Below are 15,991 nucleotides of genomic sequence, written 5' to 3' on the forward strand. Positions count from 1 at the left end.
AAGTTCAAAGAAAATCCCGGAACTGTTATCAGGTTCCGGGATTTGCTGGTTGATAGGTCGAATTGTCCTTCCGCCGCTTTTTCTGTTCATGCAGCCATACCGCATACTCCAGAGGTCTGGTAATCGCGCGGCGGTATGTTTCCCGTTCTCCGGCCTGCAGGAATACTTCTCTGGCGGGTTTGGGGTTCACCTCCAGGAGCCAGATTTGTCCCTTCCTGTCAATGGCCAGATCAAGCGCGAGCTCGCATAATCTGCCGTAGGATTCCTCCAGAAACGCCGCCATCTGTACGCCCAGCTCACCGGCTTTGTCGGTAATCTGCTGGACGGTCTCCTCATTTTGGATCCACTGCTTCAGCAGCTTCTGCATGGTAATGGCATGCCCGCCTCCATGCAGATTGGAGGTGATGCTGCGGGATGCCCCGATTCTCCCGGCACAGCCAGTGACTTCCCAGTTCCCGCTGCTATTCTTCTGCACGAGCATCCGGTAGTCATGAACCCGCCCATTCGGCAGCTTCAGCTGTATGCCCTGCTGGACCAGATAACGGTTCCCCTTCAGATTCCACCCGGCAAGCCTGCCGTGCAAACCGGAGAGAGGTACACGCTGTGGAGTGATGATACGCCGCGATTGATCACGGCCTTGAATGAGATAAGTTCCTCCCTGCTGCTTCTCAATGCGCAGAATCCCGCGTCCGCCGGTGCCGTTGATAGGCTTTAAATAAATCAGCGGATATTTTTTGACCATTTCCGTCAGATCGCCAGGGTTTTCATATAAGCGGGTAAGCGGCAGGTGGGGCCGGAAGCGTTCCTCCATGCGCATGGTCTTGTATACCGTCCATTTGTTGCGCAGCACCCGGTTGAGGAAGGTCAGGTGGCCATACTGCTTGCGGAACCGGCCCAACTGTTCGAATCTGTGACTTTTCTGGATGCGGCATCTGTCATAAATCATATGGGGAAATGAACGCCATTTGCGGGTCCAGGTTTTTTTGCCGGGATCGAATATATGCGCAAAAATCCGGTTCTGCTTGTAATTGACATCCTGCGGTGTAAAGACGAACACATCCAGATCCAGCTGACGGCCTGCAGCCGTCATTCTCTGATAGACAGCTTTTTCTTCAAGCAATCCATTCTCGTTCAAATAAAGCGTTAATATGCCAAGCACGGGCTGGCCCAATGCGGACTCCTCCTAGCATTCGAATCGAAGCGTTGGTTTGCCGGTTGGACCTGTAAAAAGTTCGATAGCCTTCATTCCGGCATGAAAACACATTTGCATACTTGCGGGATTGTCAGCGGCAACGCTGCACATAAGACCGCCAAAGTGGCCGCGCAGCTCTGACAGCAGAGCACTTCCGATCCGGCGGCCGCGATGACCGGGATGAACGACCACCAGGCAAGCCCGCTTGCCTGCATCTGCAGCAAAAGCGATGGCGGCCAGTTTGCCGCCCTCCAGGGCGATGGCTACAGCCGCAGGTGGCGCATCTGTTCTCAAATGCGCCGCTTTAGCTGACAAAACCTCAGCAGGGGCTGCAAGGCCCATACTGCTCCCGGCGGTGTACATCATCCCGTCAGAATCGCTGTAATCAAGATTGAGTGCAGCAGGACCGGATGCAGACAGGGATAGGCGGCGTTCAAGCCCTGCCAGGGATTCGGCAGGGAGTCTTCGCAGCTCGCTCAGGCCTGCGGCAGACAGCCGATTGCCGCCGAAGCGGGAGGCGAAGTCGATAATTTTCATCCTGACTCTGCCCCATTCATCAGGCGAAAGCCGTTTGATTTGTATGATTTGCACCTCCTAAAAGTTTTCCGGAGGAAAACTTGCTTCGAAAGCACAAGCTTAAGTTTTCCGGAGGAAAACTTGCTTCGAAAGCATAAGCTTAAGTTTTCCGGAGGAAAACTTGCTTCGAAATCTCCAATGGAAACTCGCTTCGAAAGCTTAAGCGGCTTCCGGCTTCAGCCGGGAGCCGCCTTTTTACCCGCTTTTTTCCGCAGTAAAAACTGGCTGTATTGAAAAATACGATCGAGCGACTGCTTGCGGATATCGGGCTCGTCGAACTTCATCGGCTTGGAGTTGGCTTCGAAGAACCAAATGCCGCCGGAATGGTCGATTCCCAGATCCATCGACATTTCGACCAGGCGATGGCGGGCCCCCCGTTCGATCTGCCGGGCAATAAGCAGCGCAGTGGTGCGGGTCTTATTTAGAATCTTATGCGCCTCTTCTTGGCCAAATGCGCTGACGAGCAGTCTTTCCGGATCATCGATACTGCCGCCGCGGGGCACATGCGTCGTAATACTGAGCGATCCGGCTACCCGGGCGCCAATGCCGGAGATATCCCATTGGCCCCGTTGGTTTTTTTGAACAAGCGCCCGCAAATCAAAGGAACGGTCGTTGATGGCGGCCAGTTTTATGCCCTGCTGGACGATGTAGCGTTCTCCGGAACACTCCTTTCTGACCCGCAGCCAAAGCTTGCGCAGCGATCCGCAGTTATAGGTGATGCTCTTCTTATCCGTCTGGATTCTCAGCCGGTAGGGGAATGTCTTCTCCGGCTGGAGCAGAATGGTCATAATGCCCTTGCCTGCTTTGCCGCTTACCGGCTTCAAGTACAGAAATTTATACTTAAGCATCATATTGCCCAGACCCTCCTGGCTGAGCAAACGCCTTGTTGCCGGAATAAAGGGCCTTGTGTGAGGTGTCTTCCGCAGCCATTTGAAAAGACTCCATTTATTAAAAAAAGCAGGGTTGAACAGGATGACGCGCGGATTTCGCAAGCAGGCGGCAATTTTGCGCTTTACCTCCGGAATCAGCTCATCCTCCCGCAGCGGAATCCGATTATAAATCAGATCGGGGAACGGCAGCTTCTGCTGAATCCAGCTGTCCGTCCCCTCCTCATAGATAAAACCATCCAATGAATTGCGCGTCAGCTTGAGCTGGCTCACCGTCAGTACATAGACGATGAAGCCCTGCTCGCGTCCTGCCATAATGAGATCGGCAAAATTGTTGCGGTTGCCCCGAAACAGCATAATCTCATCATCGATTGTAAGAATAGCCAGAACCGGCCGTTTGGTTTGAATGTCAACGACCGTTGCAAGCTCATGGTGAACGCCGTCCATCAGTCATTCCCCCTGCGGAAATTACTGAGGTACATGCAGTGATCCAGAATGTGGCTTAATGAAGCGCGGCCTTCAGAACGCAGCGCCGGGTGACTGAAGATCGATCGGCCCGGCTTTGCGTTCGCTTCGAACATCCAGACCTCGCCATCCTTGTCGATGCCCAGATCAAGACCCAGCTCTCCAAGTGTATGAGGGAAGTTGCGTTCAATGGCCTCTGACAGCTTAACCGATACCCTTTTGGCTTTTTCCAGGATTTCTTCATCCTGGTCACCAAAGGTTTTGCTAAGCGCCTGTTTCGGTGTCAGCAGCGATCCGCCGTTCTTGATGTGGGTGGTAACACTGCCGCGGCCAGCCTTTTTGGCGCCGATGCCTACAGGGACCCACTCATTGTCGCCATTCTTGTGCATATGAAACCGGAAGTCGATCGGGCAGCCGTCGATTTCAATCAGACGCACGCCTTGCTGGCAGACGTAACGCTCCAGACCGCTGCTCCCATGGCGTGCCTGCAGCATGCGCATCAGGGAGTTGAAGCTTGTAAAACGGAGCAGAACGTTTGTATTGTTCCGGCGGTATCTGGCGAAATAACCGCGCTTCGGATTATAAGTGAGCCTGTAGATCCCGATACCCAGGCTTCCTGCGGTTGGTTTGTAGTAAATGAACTGATGTTTTTCCAGCATTTCCTTTATTTTTTCCGGACGCGGATTGTTCGCGGATTCCGGCATATGAACCAAAGCTTCCACATCCTGGTCAAGCAGTTTGTATACATCGGATTTATTAAAGAAGCTCCAGTTGAAGAATGGGATTTGCTTGCGGATAAAGCGCTCGCGCAGCGAAGTGATCGTCGATGTGGTTTCCGCCCTCCTGCTTGGCAGACGGTTATAAACCACATCCGGGAGCGATACCGTTTTACGGTACCACCCACCTTGGCTGTTCAGAAAATAGCCGTTGACCTTCTCCTGCTGCCAGTCAATATCGCGCGGGGTAAAAGCGAAGAAATAAGCCTTTCGCTCCCCCATTCGCAGCAATTGGCGGATATATCCGGTCCGGGTACCAAACGGCGAGCCGGTGGAGCCGAGCCCGGAGTCGGTCAATACGCCGATCAGCGGCCCGATCTGCACCTCGTTATCCTCATCCTGCAAAAGTGAGATCGTTCCGGCTTTCGGGACGCGAATCGAATTTCGGACACCGGCTGATAAATATAAGTGGGATCCCTGCCGGTTTATGGTTCTGATAGCTGCAGTAATCGTTTGTTTGCCAAGCTTCAGATGCACCGACTTTTTGCCGGCCAGCTTCAGCGATTTAAGGAGCGAGCTCGACAAGTAGACGATTCTCTCGCTTTGCGGTGAGAAATGTACATGGCACGAAGTCAAACTCATGGATGAACCTCCTGGACGTATCTCCTTTGGATTGCATCAACGGTAATCATAGGATCAGTGTCACGGCGCATGAAGCGCGCTCTGGTTGTCGGTTTGAAAAAAGGATTCTGGCAGTTTGCCAGCCATACGGCATAGTGAAGAGGCTGAAGCACGGCGCTTCTTTCCGTTTGTTTGTCGCCGGCAAAAGCTGCGCGGCCTGGCTTGGCATTTGCTTCGAGCAGCCACAGCCGGCCATCCGGCTCAATGCCAAAGTCAAAGCCGATCTCGGCCAGACGTCCGCAGCTTTCTTCCAGCCGGACGGCGGCGCGCTGACTTATCCGGCGGATATCCGCTAGCAGCCTGGTTGCGGTATCCCCGCCAAAACGGCGAGTTAACGATTCGCTGGCCCCCACAGCTTTTCCGCCTCCATGCAGATTGGAGGTGACGCTTCCGCGCTCGCCTTCGCGAAGCGCAGCTCCGGTGAAGGACCAGTGTCCACGGTTATTTTTCTGAATCAAGGCTCTTACATCAAACGGGCGGTCATTATCTCCGCTTAACCGCAGGTACGGTTGAACGAGATAGGTACCGGAGGCGAAGCGCTGGATCCAGTCTGCAGCTTCCCGCAAATGATTGAATTCGCAAGCAATGATGCCGTTATGCCGGTCCCGGCCTTCAATGCGGTATTTTCCGCCGGAACGGAATACATGAAGAGCTCCCTTGCCGTGGGTTCCGGCGGAGGGCTTGAGGAACAATCCGTAAGGATGCTGCTTCTCAAGCATAATGAGCTGACCTGATCCCTCGTAACGGGCGCTGGGCACAAGCCACGGCTGCATTTCATCATCCTGCTGCAGCAGAGTATGCACATTCCATTTGTCAGGCAGCGAGCCATTCATCAGAATGAATGATTTTTTTTGCTTTAATGCGGCAAGCGTCCTGGAGCGCAGCTCAATCTGCCCGGCGGTTCTGCACATGGTGCGGTCGTAGACAATATCCGGAAGCGGCATGCTTACCCGTTCCCATACGCCATGATTCAGGGTATAGCCGGAAATTGCGCTGGCATGCTGCGGACATGAGGCGTCGAACAGGTAGGCGTTGATGCCAAGCTTGCGGCCAAACTTGCATAACTGACGGCAGAACGGGTCCTCCGGCATTTGAAGAGGCGGAGAATCCGCACACTCTCCTTCATCAGCCTGCCTCTGGCTTATCATAATTCCAAGATGGATCGATTCTTGCGGGTAAGCCATCGCCACTTCCCCCTTTGCTTTAAAATTCGGCTAAATGTCTGGCATATCTGATCATATTGCGTACGGAGGGGCGGATTTTCTGGTCAGGCAAAGGTGTATTATCATTTTTTGACGGCTTGGAGTTGACCTCGATCAGCCATACGCGTCCGCTCGAATCCAGTGCCAAATCTATACCCAGCTCGCCAAAGTGGGCGGGGATGTGGGTGTCGATTCCTTTGGCAATTTCCAGAGCGGCCCGCTGAAGGCGAGCGGGAGCGTCCTGTGCCTGGGTTCCGGTTAAATTCGACTTGGAGACCGCTTCTCTGGCTGTGCTGAGGGTACCGCCCCGCGCCAGATTGGAGACGAAGTGATTCGTACCCGCGGTCCGGGCGACAATGGAGGTAATGGTCCATTTGCCGGTTTCATTCTTCTGGACGAGAGCACGAAAATCAACGGGTCTTCCGCCAATTTGAATGAGATTTAATCCCTGCTGGATTTGATAACGGACCGTCTTCATTTTGCCGGAGATGGAGCTGAACAGCTTGAGCAGGCTGGTAAAATGCTGTCTGCGCGTGCCGCCTACCGTTGCATATAGCGCCTGGTACGAATCCTTTTCGAGACGGGATATGCGGATAATGCCCTTGCCCAGACTTCCGCGCACCGGCTTCAGAAATACGGTGGAATACTTTGAGCACATCGCCACGAGCATTTTTTGACTGCGCAAAACATGTGACTCCGGCAAATATTTGATCAGCGCGGTATCCTTCTGCAGCGCTTCAAAAACCTCCGACTTATCGAGAAACTTCTCATTGAAAATAGCCGTGTTGTGGCGGGATTTAACTTCCCTCAAAAATTGCTGCACACTGGATTTGTTCTCAAGCTTACGGGATGTAAGCCGATTGTTGACCACATCCGGAGCGGGAACGATGATTTTCCTCCAGCCTCCTGCATAGACCCAGCCCTCGACGGTGCTGGAATTGTCGACAATGTGATTTGGGGTAAAGAAGTAAACATGGGCACCTTGAACGGCGCATGCGTCGACGAGCTCCTTGCAGAACAATGTAATCGAGCCGAATGGCCGGTCTCTCGCTGTGGGATCGTCGCGGCTAATCAGTACGCCGATGAGCGGCCCCAGCGATAGCGTAGAGGTTTCGCTGCGGTATTGAATCCGCAGGGACGTACTGGCGAGAATTCCCATGCGTCTGGCCAGATTTTGCCCAATTCGCATACCGTCAAACCGTTCGACAGAAACGACTTTGACCGGCTGGCGGAAAGCTCCGAATTTGAGCATAACCGGCTGGACATGCGGAATTTTCCACTGTTTCAAATAAGTCTCGCCCAGCATGATTGCATCATCCGGCAAGATGCCTGAGCTGATCACCTGAACGGCGACTTTCGATTTCAGCATCGCGGATCTCCTTCCAAGCTGGAGGATGATGGAATGCGGCTAGTGGTTTTTGGATGTTTTGCACGAATTAATTCATCATATGAGGACATCTATACTCTGGTGATTAGCCTTCTTGAACAGATTTCCGGCGGCGGCTTGGCTTTTGAGGGAAAATGGACAACTGGCATACGTAAGATCAGTGATGAACGACAGCTCGGGCATCACAGGAAGATTGCCGGATTCCTGCGGGTACAGGCGGATTGCATATGAGAATGGGGTCAGGCAGCCTCTCTGACGGACAGAGATCCAATATTTGGGCGGCAGCCGACTCCTGGTATCCGCGCCGGATAAGGGGCGGGACTTGACTTCCTGTACCGGGGTATATAGGATATAGGGATATGTTTCAATAACATGCTGTCAAGAGCAATCATATTGAAGGAGGCGTTATGTAACATGAATGTATATGACCAAGCGCATGAGCTTACACGGGCGTTGAAAGATAGCGAAGAAGCGAAGGAATTGCATGCTGCACTGAAGGAAGCGCGGAGCAATCCCGATGCCAAGCGGATGATGGACGATTTTCGCGAGAAGCAGGCAGGATTGCAGCAAAAAATGGCGGCCGGTGAACAGCCTTCGCCCGCAGATGTGGAAATGATGGATAAGCTGTATGAAGTGGTTACGCAAAACCCGCTGCTGCAACGCGCCTTTGATGCGGAAAGACAATTCAGCATTGTGTTCGATGATGTGACCAGGATCGTTACAGAATCCCTTCGAGAAATCATGGAATAGAAGCAGCAACAAAGCCCGATGCCGGTGATTGAAGCCGATTTCGGGCTTTATTTGCATATAGGCTGCATTCAATGTTTTTGGTTAATGTGTCATTCCCGGGGCTTCCTCGTGGAAATCAACTGGCGCGCACATTATGAAGCGGCAGCTTGATCGTGAAAACAACGCCGCGCTCAAGATCAGATTCCACCGAAAGTTTCCCCTTATAATAGGAGCAGCGTTCCATGACAATGGACAGGCCAAGGCCGGAGTGGTTTCCTTTTTTTGTTGTGTAGCCCGGCTCCAGTATCCGCTTCATCTCTTCCTCCGACAAGGTATGCTTGCGATTGGTTACCGTTATATAAAGCTGCTGATCATTGGTAAACAGCTCCAGGATAACTTCACGCTCGGTTTCCGGCAGCTTCATTACTTCATCAAAGGCATTATCGACCAGATTTCCGATAATTCTTACAAAATCAATGCTGGAAACAGCCCGGAAGGTCAAGGGGGTTTCGGGAATCTGATAGGAAAATTGAATGTGATTGCTCTGTGCAATCGTCATCTTGGCTTGAATGAGCGCGGCCAGCGCCGGTGAAGGCAGGTCATTGGTTGCCAGAGTCATAGACTGGATTTCCTTGACCATGTCTTCCATATAGCTTCGCAGCTGGTCATATTTCTTCATCGACAGCATGGCGTACATGACCTGGACATGATTGATGAAATCATGACGCTGGCCGCGGATGGAGGTGAACATTTGGATGAGATCGCCGATGTAAGCTTCCTGTGTCGTATGAATGGCTTCTTTCCGGATACGTGCGAAGAGCCGGATCAACACAAAATTAATGGCGAAAAAAACAAGGAAGGCCAGGAAGGCCCAGATTTGATGCTGCTTGATGTCTCCTTTTTCCATCAGAGGAGGAAAGAAGACCAGCCCGAATAAACATGTCTCTACCATAAACAGCACAATCAGACTCAAAAAAGGCTTGGACCGGGCGTGAATGAGAAAAGGCAGCAGATGCTTGCCCGGGTGAATCTGCTTCTTCTGCATCAAAACTGTCAATAGGGCAAGGATGACAAAGGAAGGGCCGAAGAACATCACCATAAAACCGAACGAGCTGTCGGTAACGCTGTTTATACCGCCAAAGTAGCTGGAAACCCAAACCAGAACGAGCTGGTGCAAAAAGGCAACAATATTAAACATCACCAGCATCAAGATTTTGGAGCGCGTCTTGATTTCCTTGTAGAAGAGTGAGAACCAGAAATAAAAACCGATGGAGGTATTAATTAAATTGGCCCACTTCGGCAGAATATAATAAGCGGCATCGATATATACCGAGCTCAGTATGCTGAAGAGCAGCAGCCGTCTCACAACGTTCCTGGGAATGATGCCAAGCCACATAAAGCCGAACCATGTATAAAAGAAAGCCTGGGGAATCGTAAGGGCAATCAGCTGTTCAAGCATGGACAATATAGGTTCCCAAGATACCGGCATAAGAAAGACTCCTTCGCTACATAAATCAGATGGTGACAGCATGCTGCAGGACTCGCCTTGCCTGTAGTTGCAGATTATCCATGCTCTACTTTACTAGCTTTTTTGTTAAAATGGAAACATCTATTATTATATTAGCACCGGAGAGGGGGCAGCACAGGTGACTTCCGGGGAAAAAGGGCAGGACACGCCGACGAAGCATGAGCGGCTTATGCACTATATTGAACAATTGAAAGTAGGTACCAAGCTGTCCGTGCGCAGAATGGCGGATGATCTGTTTGTCAGTGAAGGTACAGCCTACAAAGCGATCAAGGAAGCGGAGACGCTGGGTCTGGTCAATACCAAAGAGAGAATCGGAACGGTTCGGATTGAGCGTAAAAAAAGAGGCGCGCAGAACAGGATCACCTTTGGCGAAGTCGCGGAGATTGTGGAAGGCGAGCTGTTCGGGGGCGCGGCGGGACTTGATAAAACGCTGCACAAGCTGGTTATCGGGGCGATGGAGCTGGCTGCCATGATCCGTTATATCGATACAGGCAGCCTGCTGATCGTCGGCAACCGGGAAGGTGCCCACAGGATTGCGCTGGAGCAGGGCGCCGGCGTTCTGATCACGGGCGGCTTCGGCACCAGCGATGAAGTCACCCAGCTGGCCAACAAGCTCGGATTGCCCATCATTTCTTCCAAGCATGATACGTTCACCGTCGCGTCCATGATCAATCGGGCGATGTTTGACCGGCTTATCCGGCAGAAAGTCATGCTGGTCGAGGATATCGTCACCTACAGCAGGCCGGTCGTAACGATGCGCCTTGGCGAAACGGCTGCGGATTTCTACCGCCTCTCCAAACGGACGAGAGGCTCCCGTTTTCCCGTACTGGATGAACGCGGTCGCGTAGTGGGCATGATGACGGCTAAAGATGCAGAGGGGGCTATGGATACGCAATTGGTGGACAAGCTGATGTCGCGCAGCCCCATAACGGCCGCGCCGAATATCCCGATCGCATCCGCAGCGCATACGATGGCGGCGGAGAGCATTGATCTGCTGCCGATAGTCGACAAGAACCGCAAGCTGCTGGCCGCGATCAGCCGCAGCGAGGTGCTGGAGGCCATGAGGTACACCGGGAAACAGCAGGAGTCTGGAGATACCTTTGACGATCTGATCGGCGCCGGGTTCGAGAAGCTGCTGAAGGGGCCGGGAGGGGACTGGAGCTGCAAGGGGAGAATTACTCCGCAGATGTCGGGGTCGCTTGGAACCATTTCCGAAGGCGTGCTCGTCACGCTCATGACGCAGGCGGCCCGCAGTCTTATCCGCGAGCTTGGAAAGCATGATCATGTGATCGAGAGCATGACGAGCTATTTTGTCCGTCCGGTTCAGCTTGAGAGCGAGGTTGTGATTGTTCCCCGCTTGCTGGAATTAAGCCGTAAAAGCGCCAAGCTTGAAGTGGAAGTGGATGATCCGGGCGGTCTGGCCGCAAAGGCTATGCTGACGGTACAGCTGATTGATCCGTACTGATGGACTTTTTTAAGTTGAAGCCGTTCAATCCGTCAGGACTTCATCGAGCGGTAGACGCTGTGATTGCGCAGACCGGCAAACAGATTGAACAGCCCGAGCACGATAAACAGCGCGCCGAACACCACCTTGATCGTGGAGCCGCTGTAAGCCAGCATGAAGAATAAGGCAATCAGTACGAGCATGATCCCCATGCAGATATTGGTGCGTGCGGCGTTCATCCCTCTTGTCCGCGGGTCGGCTGACCGGCGTGATTTGAAGCTGAAGGTGACGGAAAGCACGGAGGTTAATACAATCAAAGCAAGCAACAGCCAATGCAGGGTAGCAACCATAACGGGTTTAAGCAGCTCCTTTTAAAAACGATAGAATAGTAGCCCCATTGTATCATAAGCAAACAGTGCTTGCGAAATGTGCGAGCCCCCGGATTTGATGAAGAGTTTTAACAAAGTTCCGGGCATATGAAATTCTATCCGGGTGTGAGCTTCACGGGCACGAACCAAACCCGCAGCACATTATCGACAACGAGCATGGTTTTGATCTCAACCCGAAAATTGCTTCCGTGGACATCCATATAGACCTTGCTTTCGAGCAGCAGGCGGGCCAGCTTGGCATCGGAGTCAATATCATAGATGCTTCGTCCGATTAAGACGCTAAGATCCTCCTTGATCCGTTTTTTCAGTTCGTTTTTCGTTAATTCATCCAGCGGCGGGGAAACCGGCTTTTCCCTCGCTTCCTCGAGAACGGGCTGAATGCTTTTGATAACGGTATGCTGGTCCTTGAATTGGTTGAGTCTTTTAATATCATCCTCGTATTGCTGCAGCTTATCTTCCATCTCCATCGTTACATTCTTCAGAGAATTGAAGCTCATAAAAAATATCGATTGATATACGGCCGCTCCGATAATCGCTCCGACAACAAGCAGGGCAGCCCCCTGCGAGAATCTGGCATAACGCTCGAATGGGGGGACTCTCATGCCTTAGACCGCCCCTCTGCACATCCATCTGATAAGCTCGGTTCCCAGGTGAGCGCCGAGAAAACCGCACATAATAAAAGCGATTTGCTGGGCGACCGGCGAAAGATGGCCCTCCATAAAATTGCTCTCGATTACACGGAGCGGATCGATGGAGCCTCCAACGGCAGCAACCAGGGCCCATATTTTAAGCTGGGAGGCGGTTTTGAGCATGATCGCGGCGGGCGGCATGAGGACGAAGACAGACCCGATGCCCGCCAGCATCGAGCCGCCGAATACAACGCCGAAAGCGATAAAGAAATCTATGATGGCTTTCGCTAATAGAGGATTCATCGTTGACGCTACACCTGCCTCTGGCGGATTCGGGAGGAACGCTCGTCCCCCCTACTTCATTGTATGGGCGTGCACGCCTTCAATATGATAAAATGATATAAAATGATGCATCGACTAACGGGAAGGAATAGATGGCGATGAGCGGCGAAACGAACTTTGTACATTTACACGTTCATAGCGAATACAGCCTGCTGGATGGTGCGGCTCGGATTCGGGATCTGGTTAGACGGGCCAAAGAGCTCGGCATGAAGGCGCTGACATTGACCGATCACGGGGTCATGTACGGCGCCATTCCATTCTATAAAGCCTGCAGGGAGCAGGGAATTCAGCCCATTATCGGCTGCGAGGTCTATCTGACCACAGGCTCGCGCTTTGAGAAAGGCGCGCGCAAGGATAATCCGACCTACCATCTGATCCTGCTGGCGAAGAATGAAACAGGCTACCGCAATTTGATGAAGCTGACATCGATCGCCCATCTGGAAGGATTTCATTATAAACCGAGGGTGGATCTGGAATCACTGGCAAAATATTCGCAGGGGCTGGTTTGTCTGAGCTCCTGTCTGAACGGAGAGGTCTCGCAGCATTTGCTCCATAACCGGCCGGAGCAGGCGATGAAATCGGCGCTTCGCTACCGGGATATATTCGGCGATGATTTTTATCTGGAGCTGCAGGATCACGGCATGCTGGATCAGAAGAAAGTGGTTCAGGAAATGATCGCCTTGTCGAAGACAACAGGCATTCCGCTGGTTGCGACCAATGATGTCCATTATATTCTTCCGGAGGACGCAGCCGTACAGGATGTACTGATTTGCATCGGAACCGGCAAGACAACGGAAGATACCGACCGGATGAAAATGCTGACCAATCAGATGTACCTCAAGAGCGGCGACGAGATGGATTCGCTGTTCCGCCAGGCGCCCGGGGCAGTTGCGCGGACATTGGATATCGCCGATAAATGCAAGCTGGAGCTGACATTCGGCCGGGCGCTTCTGCCTTCCTTCAGTCCCATCCCGGAAGGGATGACTTCGGCCTCGTACTTGTCCCTGCTGTGCTCGGAAGGTCTGGAAACGCGTTATAATGCGCAGCCCCGGTGGGAAACCGATCCCGAATACCGTAAGCAGGCGGAAGATCGTCTTGCCTATGAGCTCTCCGTTATTGACAGCATGGGCTTCAGCGATTATTTCCTTATCGTATGGGACTTTATCCGCTTTTCCCATGAGCAGGGCATCCGCACCGGTCCTGGCCGCGGCTCCTCTGCGGGGAGTCTGGTTGCCTATACCCTGCGGATTACGGATGTGGACCCGCTAAAATACAAGCTGTTGTTCGAGCGCTTTCTCAATCCCGAGCGGGTTTCAATGCCCGACATCGACATCGATTTCAATGATGAGCGCCGGGATGAAGTTATCGGCTACGTATCGGCGAAATACGGCGAAGATCATGTTGCGCAAATTATTACCTTCGGTACCATGGCCGCGAAGGCGGCGGTCCGCGATGTGGGACGCGCGATGGCGGTGCCGTTCGCCGAGGTGGACCGCGCCGCGAAGCTGATTCCCCATCAGCTGGGCGTAACGCTCGCCGAAGCGCTCCGCATCAGCCCCGAGCTGCGGGAAGCCAGCGAGCGGCAGCCCAAGACGGAGGCGCTGCTGCAGATGGCTATGAAGGTCGAAGGCATGCCACGCCATGCGTCCACCCATGCGGCAGGGGTCGTGATATCGGGGGAGCCGCTGACGCATTATGTACCGCTGCAGGCGGGAAGCGAGCAGGCGGCGCTGACGCAGTATTCGATGGAGCATCTGGAAGCTATCGGCCTGCTGAAAATGGATTTTCTTGGCCTGCGTACCTTGTCGATTCTGGAGCGCGCCATGAATTGGGTTAAGCTCCAGCATGGCATTACGGTGGATTTCCGATTTATTCCGGATAACGATCCCGCTACCTATGCGATGCTGACGCGCGGCGAGACGACAGGCATCTTTCAACTGGAGTCCTCCGGCGTCAGACGTGTACTGCGCGATCTGAAACCGACGGAATTTGAAGATATTGTATCCGTTGTGGCGCTTTACCGCCCGGGACCCATGGAATTTATCCCTAAATATATACAAGGCAAGCACGGTGCGATTATGGTGGAGTATCCGCATCCGGACTTGGAGCCGATACTGGCCGATACGTACGGCATTATTGTCTATCAGGAGCAAATCATGCAAATTGCCTCATCCATGGCCGGTTTTTCCCTTGGCGAAGCCGATCTACTGCGGCGCGCTGTCTCCAAGAAGAAGCGGGAGGTGCTGGACGAACAGCGGGCGCATTTTGTCGAAGGCAGCTTGAAGCAGCGCTATACGGCTGAGGAGTCGAATCTTGTCTACGATATGATTGTCCGTTTCGCGGATTATGGATTTCCGCGCGCCCATGCGGCGGCCTATGGCGTGCTGGCCTTTCAGACCGCGTGGTTGAAAGCCAACTACCCGGTCATTTTCATGGCGGCCATGCTGGCTTCCGTAACGGGAAATCTGCGGAAAACGGCGGAATACGTCGATGAGAGCCGCCGGATGGGGATCGAGGTGCTCACTCCCGATGTCAATGAAAGCCATGTCAGCTTCACGCCTGTGGGCCAAGCGATCCGCTTCGGTCTTGCCGCGATCAAGAATGTCGGAACGCAGGCGATCGAATCGCTGCTGAAGGAGCGTGCCGACCGTCCCTTCGACAGCCTGCTCGACCTTTGCCGACGAGTCGACCTTCGCGTCGTCAACAAGCGGGTGCTGGAATCTCTGATTCAGGCCGGAGCCTGCGACAGTCTTGCCGACCATAGAGCGCAGCTGGTAGCTGCTCTTGATGAGACCGTTGAGGCGGCGCTCAAATGGCGCAAGGAGCGGGAAGAGCTGCAGATCGAGCTGTTCGGCTTTGACGAGGTCCAGAACTGGGATGTGGAAATGCCCCAGGTACAGCCGTTTACAACCGGTCAGCTGCTGGCTTTTGAGCGGGAGCTGTTGGGACTGTATTTATCCGGCCACCCCCTTGATGATTATGAGCAGCAGCTGTCGACGCTTCCGCTTGACCGGCTCGTGGAGCTTGCGGAAGCCCCCGAAGGCGGAAGCGCCCTGATCGCGGGCATGATTGTATCTGTCAAGCCGTTCACAACCCGCAAGGGTCAGGCAATGGCTTTTTTGGAAATAGAGGACCGGATAATGCGGGTGGAAGCGGTCGTCTTCCCCACCTCGTGGAAGCGGTATGCCCAGCAAATCAGCCCGGGCGGCCTTGTGATTATGCTGGCGACCGTGCAGCATCAGGATGATGATTTTAAGCTGATTGTGGAGGATATGATTCCGCTTGAAGGCCATACGGACGGAGAGTTGGCCGGACAGGTCCAGCGGCTGGAGGGCCAGGGGCGGGCCAAGTCATCCCGCGGAAGCTCCAATGCGGCGGGGCGCACTGCACCCTTGACGAGAACCGGGGGGGGCCAGACGCCACCCGCGGCGAACACGACGAAGGCGTCCATGAATTTTGCTTCGGCGAAGCCGGCAACTCCTTCAGGCGCATCCGCTGGCAGGGAACCGCGGACGGATTCTGCAAGAGGCGGATCGGCAGGCAGTTCCGTCGCGCGTCCGGCAGTGCAGGCTGCTGAGAAGAAGCAGCAGCGGGTGTATATCAAGATAGCGTCAGGACGCGAGGCGCCCGATGCGCTTGAGCGGCTCAAGTCGCTGCTCGCGGGCAGTTCGGGACCGCTCGAAACCGTCCTGTTCTATGAAAGCGAGCAGAAGACGGTTGCCTTGAGCGCCTCCTACCGGGTGAAGCCTTCTCCGCAGCTGCTCACGCAAATTGAATCGCTTTTTGGCAGAGGCTCGGCGGTCGTGAAGTAAAAGGGGCTGCAA

14 protein-coding genes are annotated in these 15,991 nt (G+C 53.6%); 4 read left to right on the forward strand and 10 right to left on the reverse strand.

What is annotated here, in order from left to right; genetic code table 11:
• Positions 1-28 precede the first annotated feature (28 nt).
• The 6 genes from AC0YOA_RS06790 to AC0YOA_RS06815 all read right to left on the reverse strand — a co-directional run bounded on the left by AC0YOA_RS06790 (position 29) and on the right by AC0YOA_RS06815 (position 7,088).
• On the reverse strand, positions 29-1,171 hold the full coding sequence (locus AC0YOA_RS06790; protein WP_475785969.1) for a YheC/YheD family endospore coat-associated protein: 1,143 nt from the start codon (positions 1,169-1,171) through the stop codon (positions 29-31).
• A 12-nt stretch (positions 1,172-1,183) separates the two neighbouring features.
• Entirely contained in the window at positions 1,184-1,729 is a 546-nt protein-coding gene (locus AC0YOA_RS06795) for a GNAT family N-acetyltransferase (RefSeq protein WP_475785970.1), read from the reverse strand.
• A gap of 215 nt (positions 1,730-1,944) precedes the next feature.
• Positions 1,945-3,102 (reverse strand): YheC/YheD family endospore coat-associated protein, encoded by a 1,158-nt coding sequence (locus tag AC0YOA_RS06800; RefSeq protein WP_475785971.1) that lies wholly within the window; start codon positions 3,100-3,102, stop codon positions 1,945-1,947.
• Positions 3,102-4,478 (reverse strand): YheC/YheD family endospore coat-associated protein, encoded by a 1,377-nt coding sequence (locus AC0YOA_RS06805; RefSeq protein ID WP_475785972.1) that lies wholly within the window; start codon positions 4,476-4,478, stop codon positions 3,102-3,104. Before AC0YOA_RS06805 ends, AC0YOA_RS06800 begins: the two co-directional genes overlap by 1 nt.
• Positions 4,475-5,701, reverse strand: coding sequence for a YheC/YheD family endospore coat-associated protein (locus tag AC0YOA_RS06810; protein ID WP_475785973.1), 1,227 nt, complete (start codon positions 5,699-5,701; stop codon positions 4,475-4,477). Before AC0YOA_RS06810 ends, AC0YOA_RS06805 begins: the two co-directional genes overlap by 4 nt.
• Before the next feature lie 19 nt (positions 5,702-5,720).
• Positions 5,721-7,088, reverse strand: a complete 1,368-nt coding sequence (locus AC0YOA_RS06815) for a YheC/YheD family endospore coat-associated protein (RefSeq protein WP_475785974.1) — start codon at positions 7,086-7,088, stop codon at positions 5,721-5,723.
• 33 nt (positions 7,089-7,121) lie between these two features.
• Here AC0YOA_RS06815 and AC0YOA_RS06820 point away from each other — a divergent pair, with 33 nt between their 5' ends.
• A complete protein-coding gene (locus AC0YOA_RS06820) occupies positions 7,122-7,337 on the forward strand; it encodes a hypothetical protein (protein WP_475785975.1) in 216 nt (71 codons plus the stop codon).
• Positions 7,338-7,520: 183 nt separating this feature from the next.
• Positions 7,521-7,856 carry a YlbF family regulator gene (locus tag AC0YOA_RS06825; protein WP_210038522.1) on the forward strand — a complete coding sequence of 112 codons (336 nt, stop codon included), beginning with the start codon at positions 7,521-7,523 and terminating at the stop codon, positions 7,854-7,856.
• 115 nt (positions 7,857-7,971) lie between these two features.
• On the opposite strand, the gene AC0YOA_RS06830 is transcribed toward AC0YOA_RS06825, so the two are convergent.
• A complete protein-coding gene (locus tag AC0YOA_RS06830) occupies positions 7,972-9,324 on the reverse strand; it encodes a sensor histidine kinase (protein WP_475785976.1) in 1,353 nt (450 codons plus the stop codon).
• 157 nt (positions 9,325-9,481) lie between these two features.
• Here AC0YOA_RS06830 and AC0YOA_RS06835 point away from each other — a divergent pair, with 157 nt between their 5' ends.
• Positions 9,482-10,828 carry a DRTGG domain-containing protein gene (locus tag AC0YOA_RS06835; protein WP_475785977.1) on the forward strand — a complete coding sequence of 449 codons (1,347 nt, stop codon included), beginning with the start codon at positions 9,482-9,484 and terminating at the stop codon, positions 10,826-10,828.
• A 32-nt stretch (positions 10,829-10,860) separates the two neighbouring features.
• Here AC0YOA_RS06835 and AC0YOA_RS06840 read toward each other — a convergent pair whose 3' ends face one another.
• The 3 genes from AC0YOA_RS06840 to AC0YOA_RS06850 all read right to left on the reverse strand — a co-directional run bounded on the left by AC0YOA_RS06840 (position 10,861) and on the right by AC0YOA_RS06850 (position 12,128).
• A complete protein-coding gene (locus AC0YOA_RS06840) occupies positions 10,861-11,157 on the reverse strand; it encodes a YtpI family protein (protein ID WP_210038524.1) in 297 nt (98 codons plus the stop codon).
• 134 nt (positions 11,158-11,291) lie between these two features.
• A complete protein-coding gene (locus AC0YOA_RS06845; RefSeq protein WP_475785978.1) occupies positions 11,292-11,798 on the reverse strand; it encodes a sporulation membrane protein YtrI in 507 nt (168 codons plus the stop codon).
• Between the two features lie 3 nt (positions 11,799-11,801).
• Positions 11,802-12,128: a YtrH family sporulation protein gene (locus AC0YOA_RS06850; RefSeq protein ID WP_210038526.1), complete on the reverse strand. Its 327-nt coding sequence runs from the start codon at positions 12,126-12,128 to the stop codon at positions 11,802-11,804.
• A 137-nt stretch (positions 12,129-12,265) separates the two neighbouring features.
• Here AC0YOA_RS06850 and AC0YOA_RS06855 point away from each other — a divergent pair, with 137 nt between their 5' ends.
• A complete protein-coding gene (locus AC0YOA_RS06855) occupies positions 12,266-15,979 on the forward strand; it encodes a DNA polymerase III subunit alpha (RefSeq protein WP_475785979.1) in 3,714 nt (1,237 codons plus the stop codon).
• Positions 15,980-15,991 lie beyond the last annotated feature (12 nt).

Source organism: Paenibacillus sp. JT22N12 (assembly GCF_056269365.1).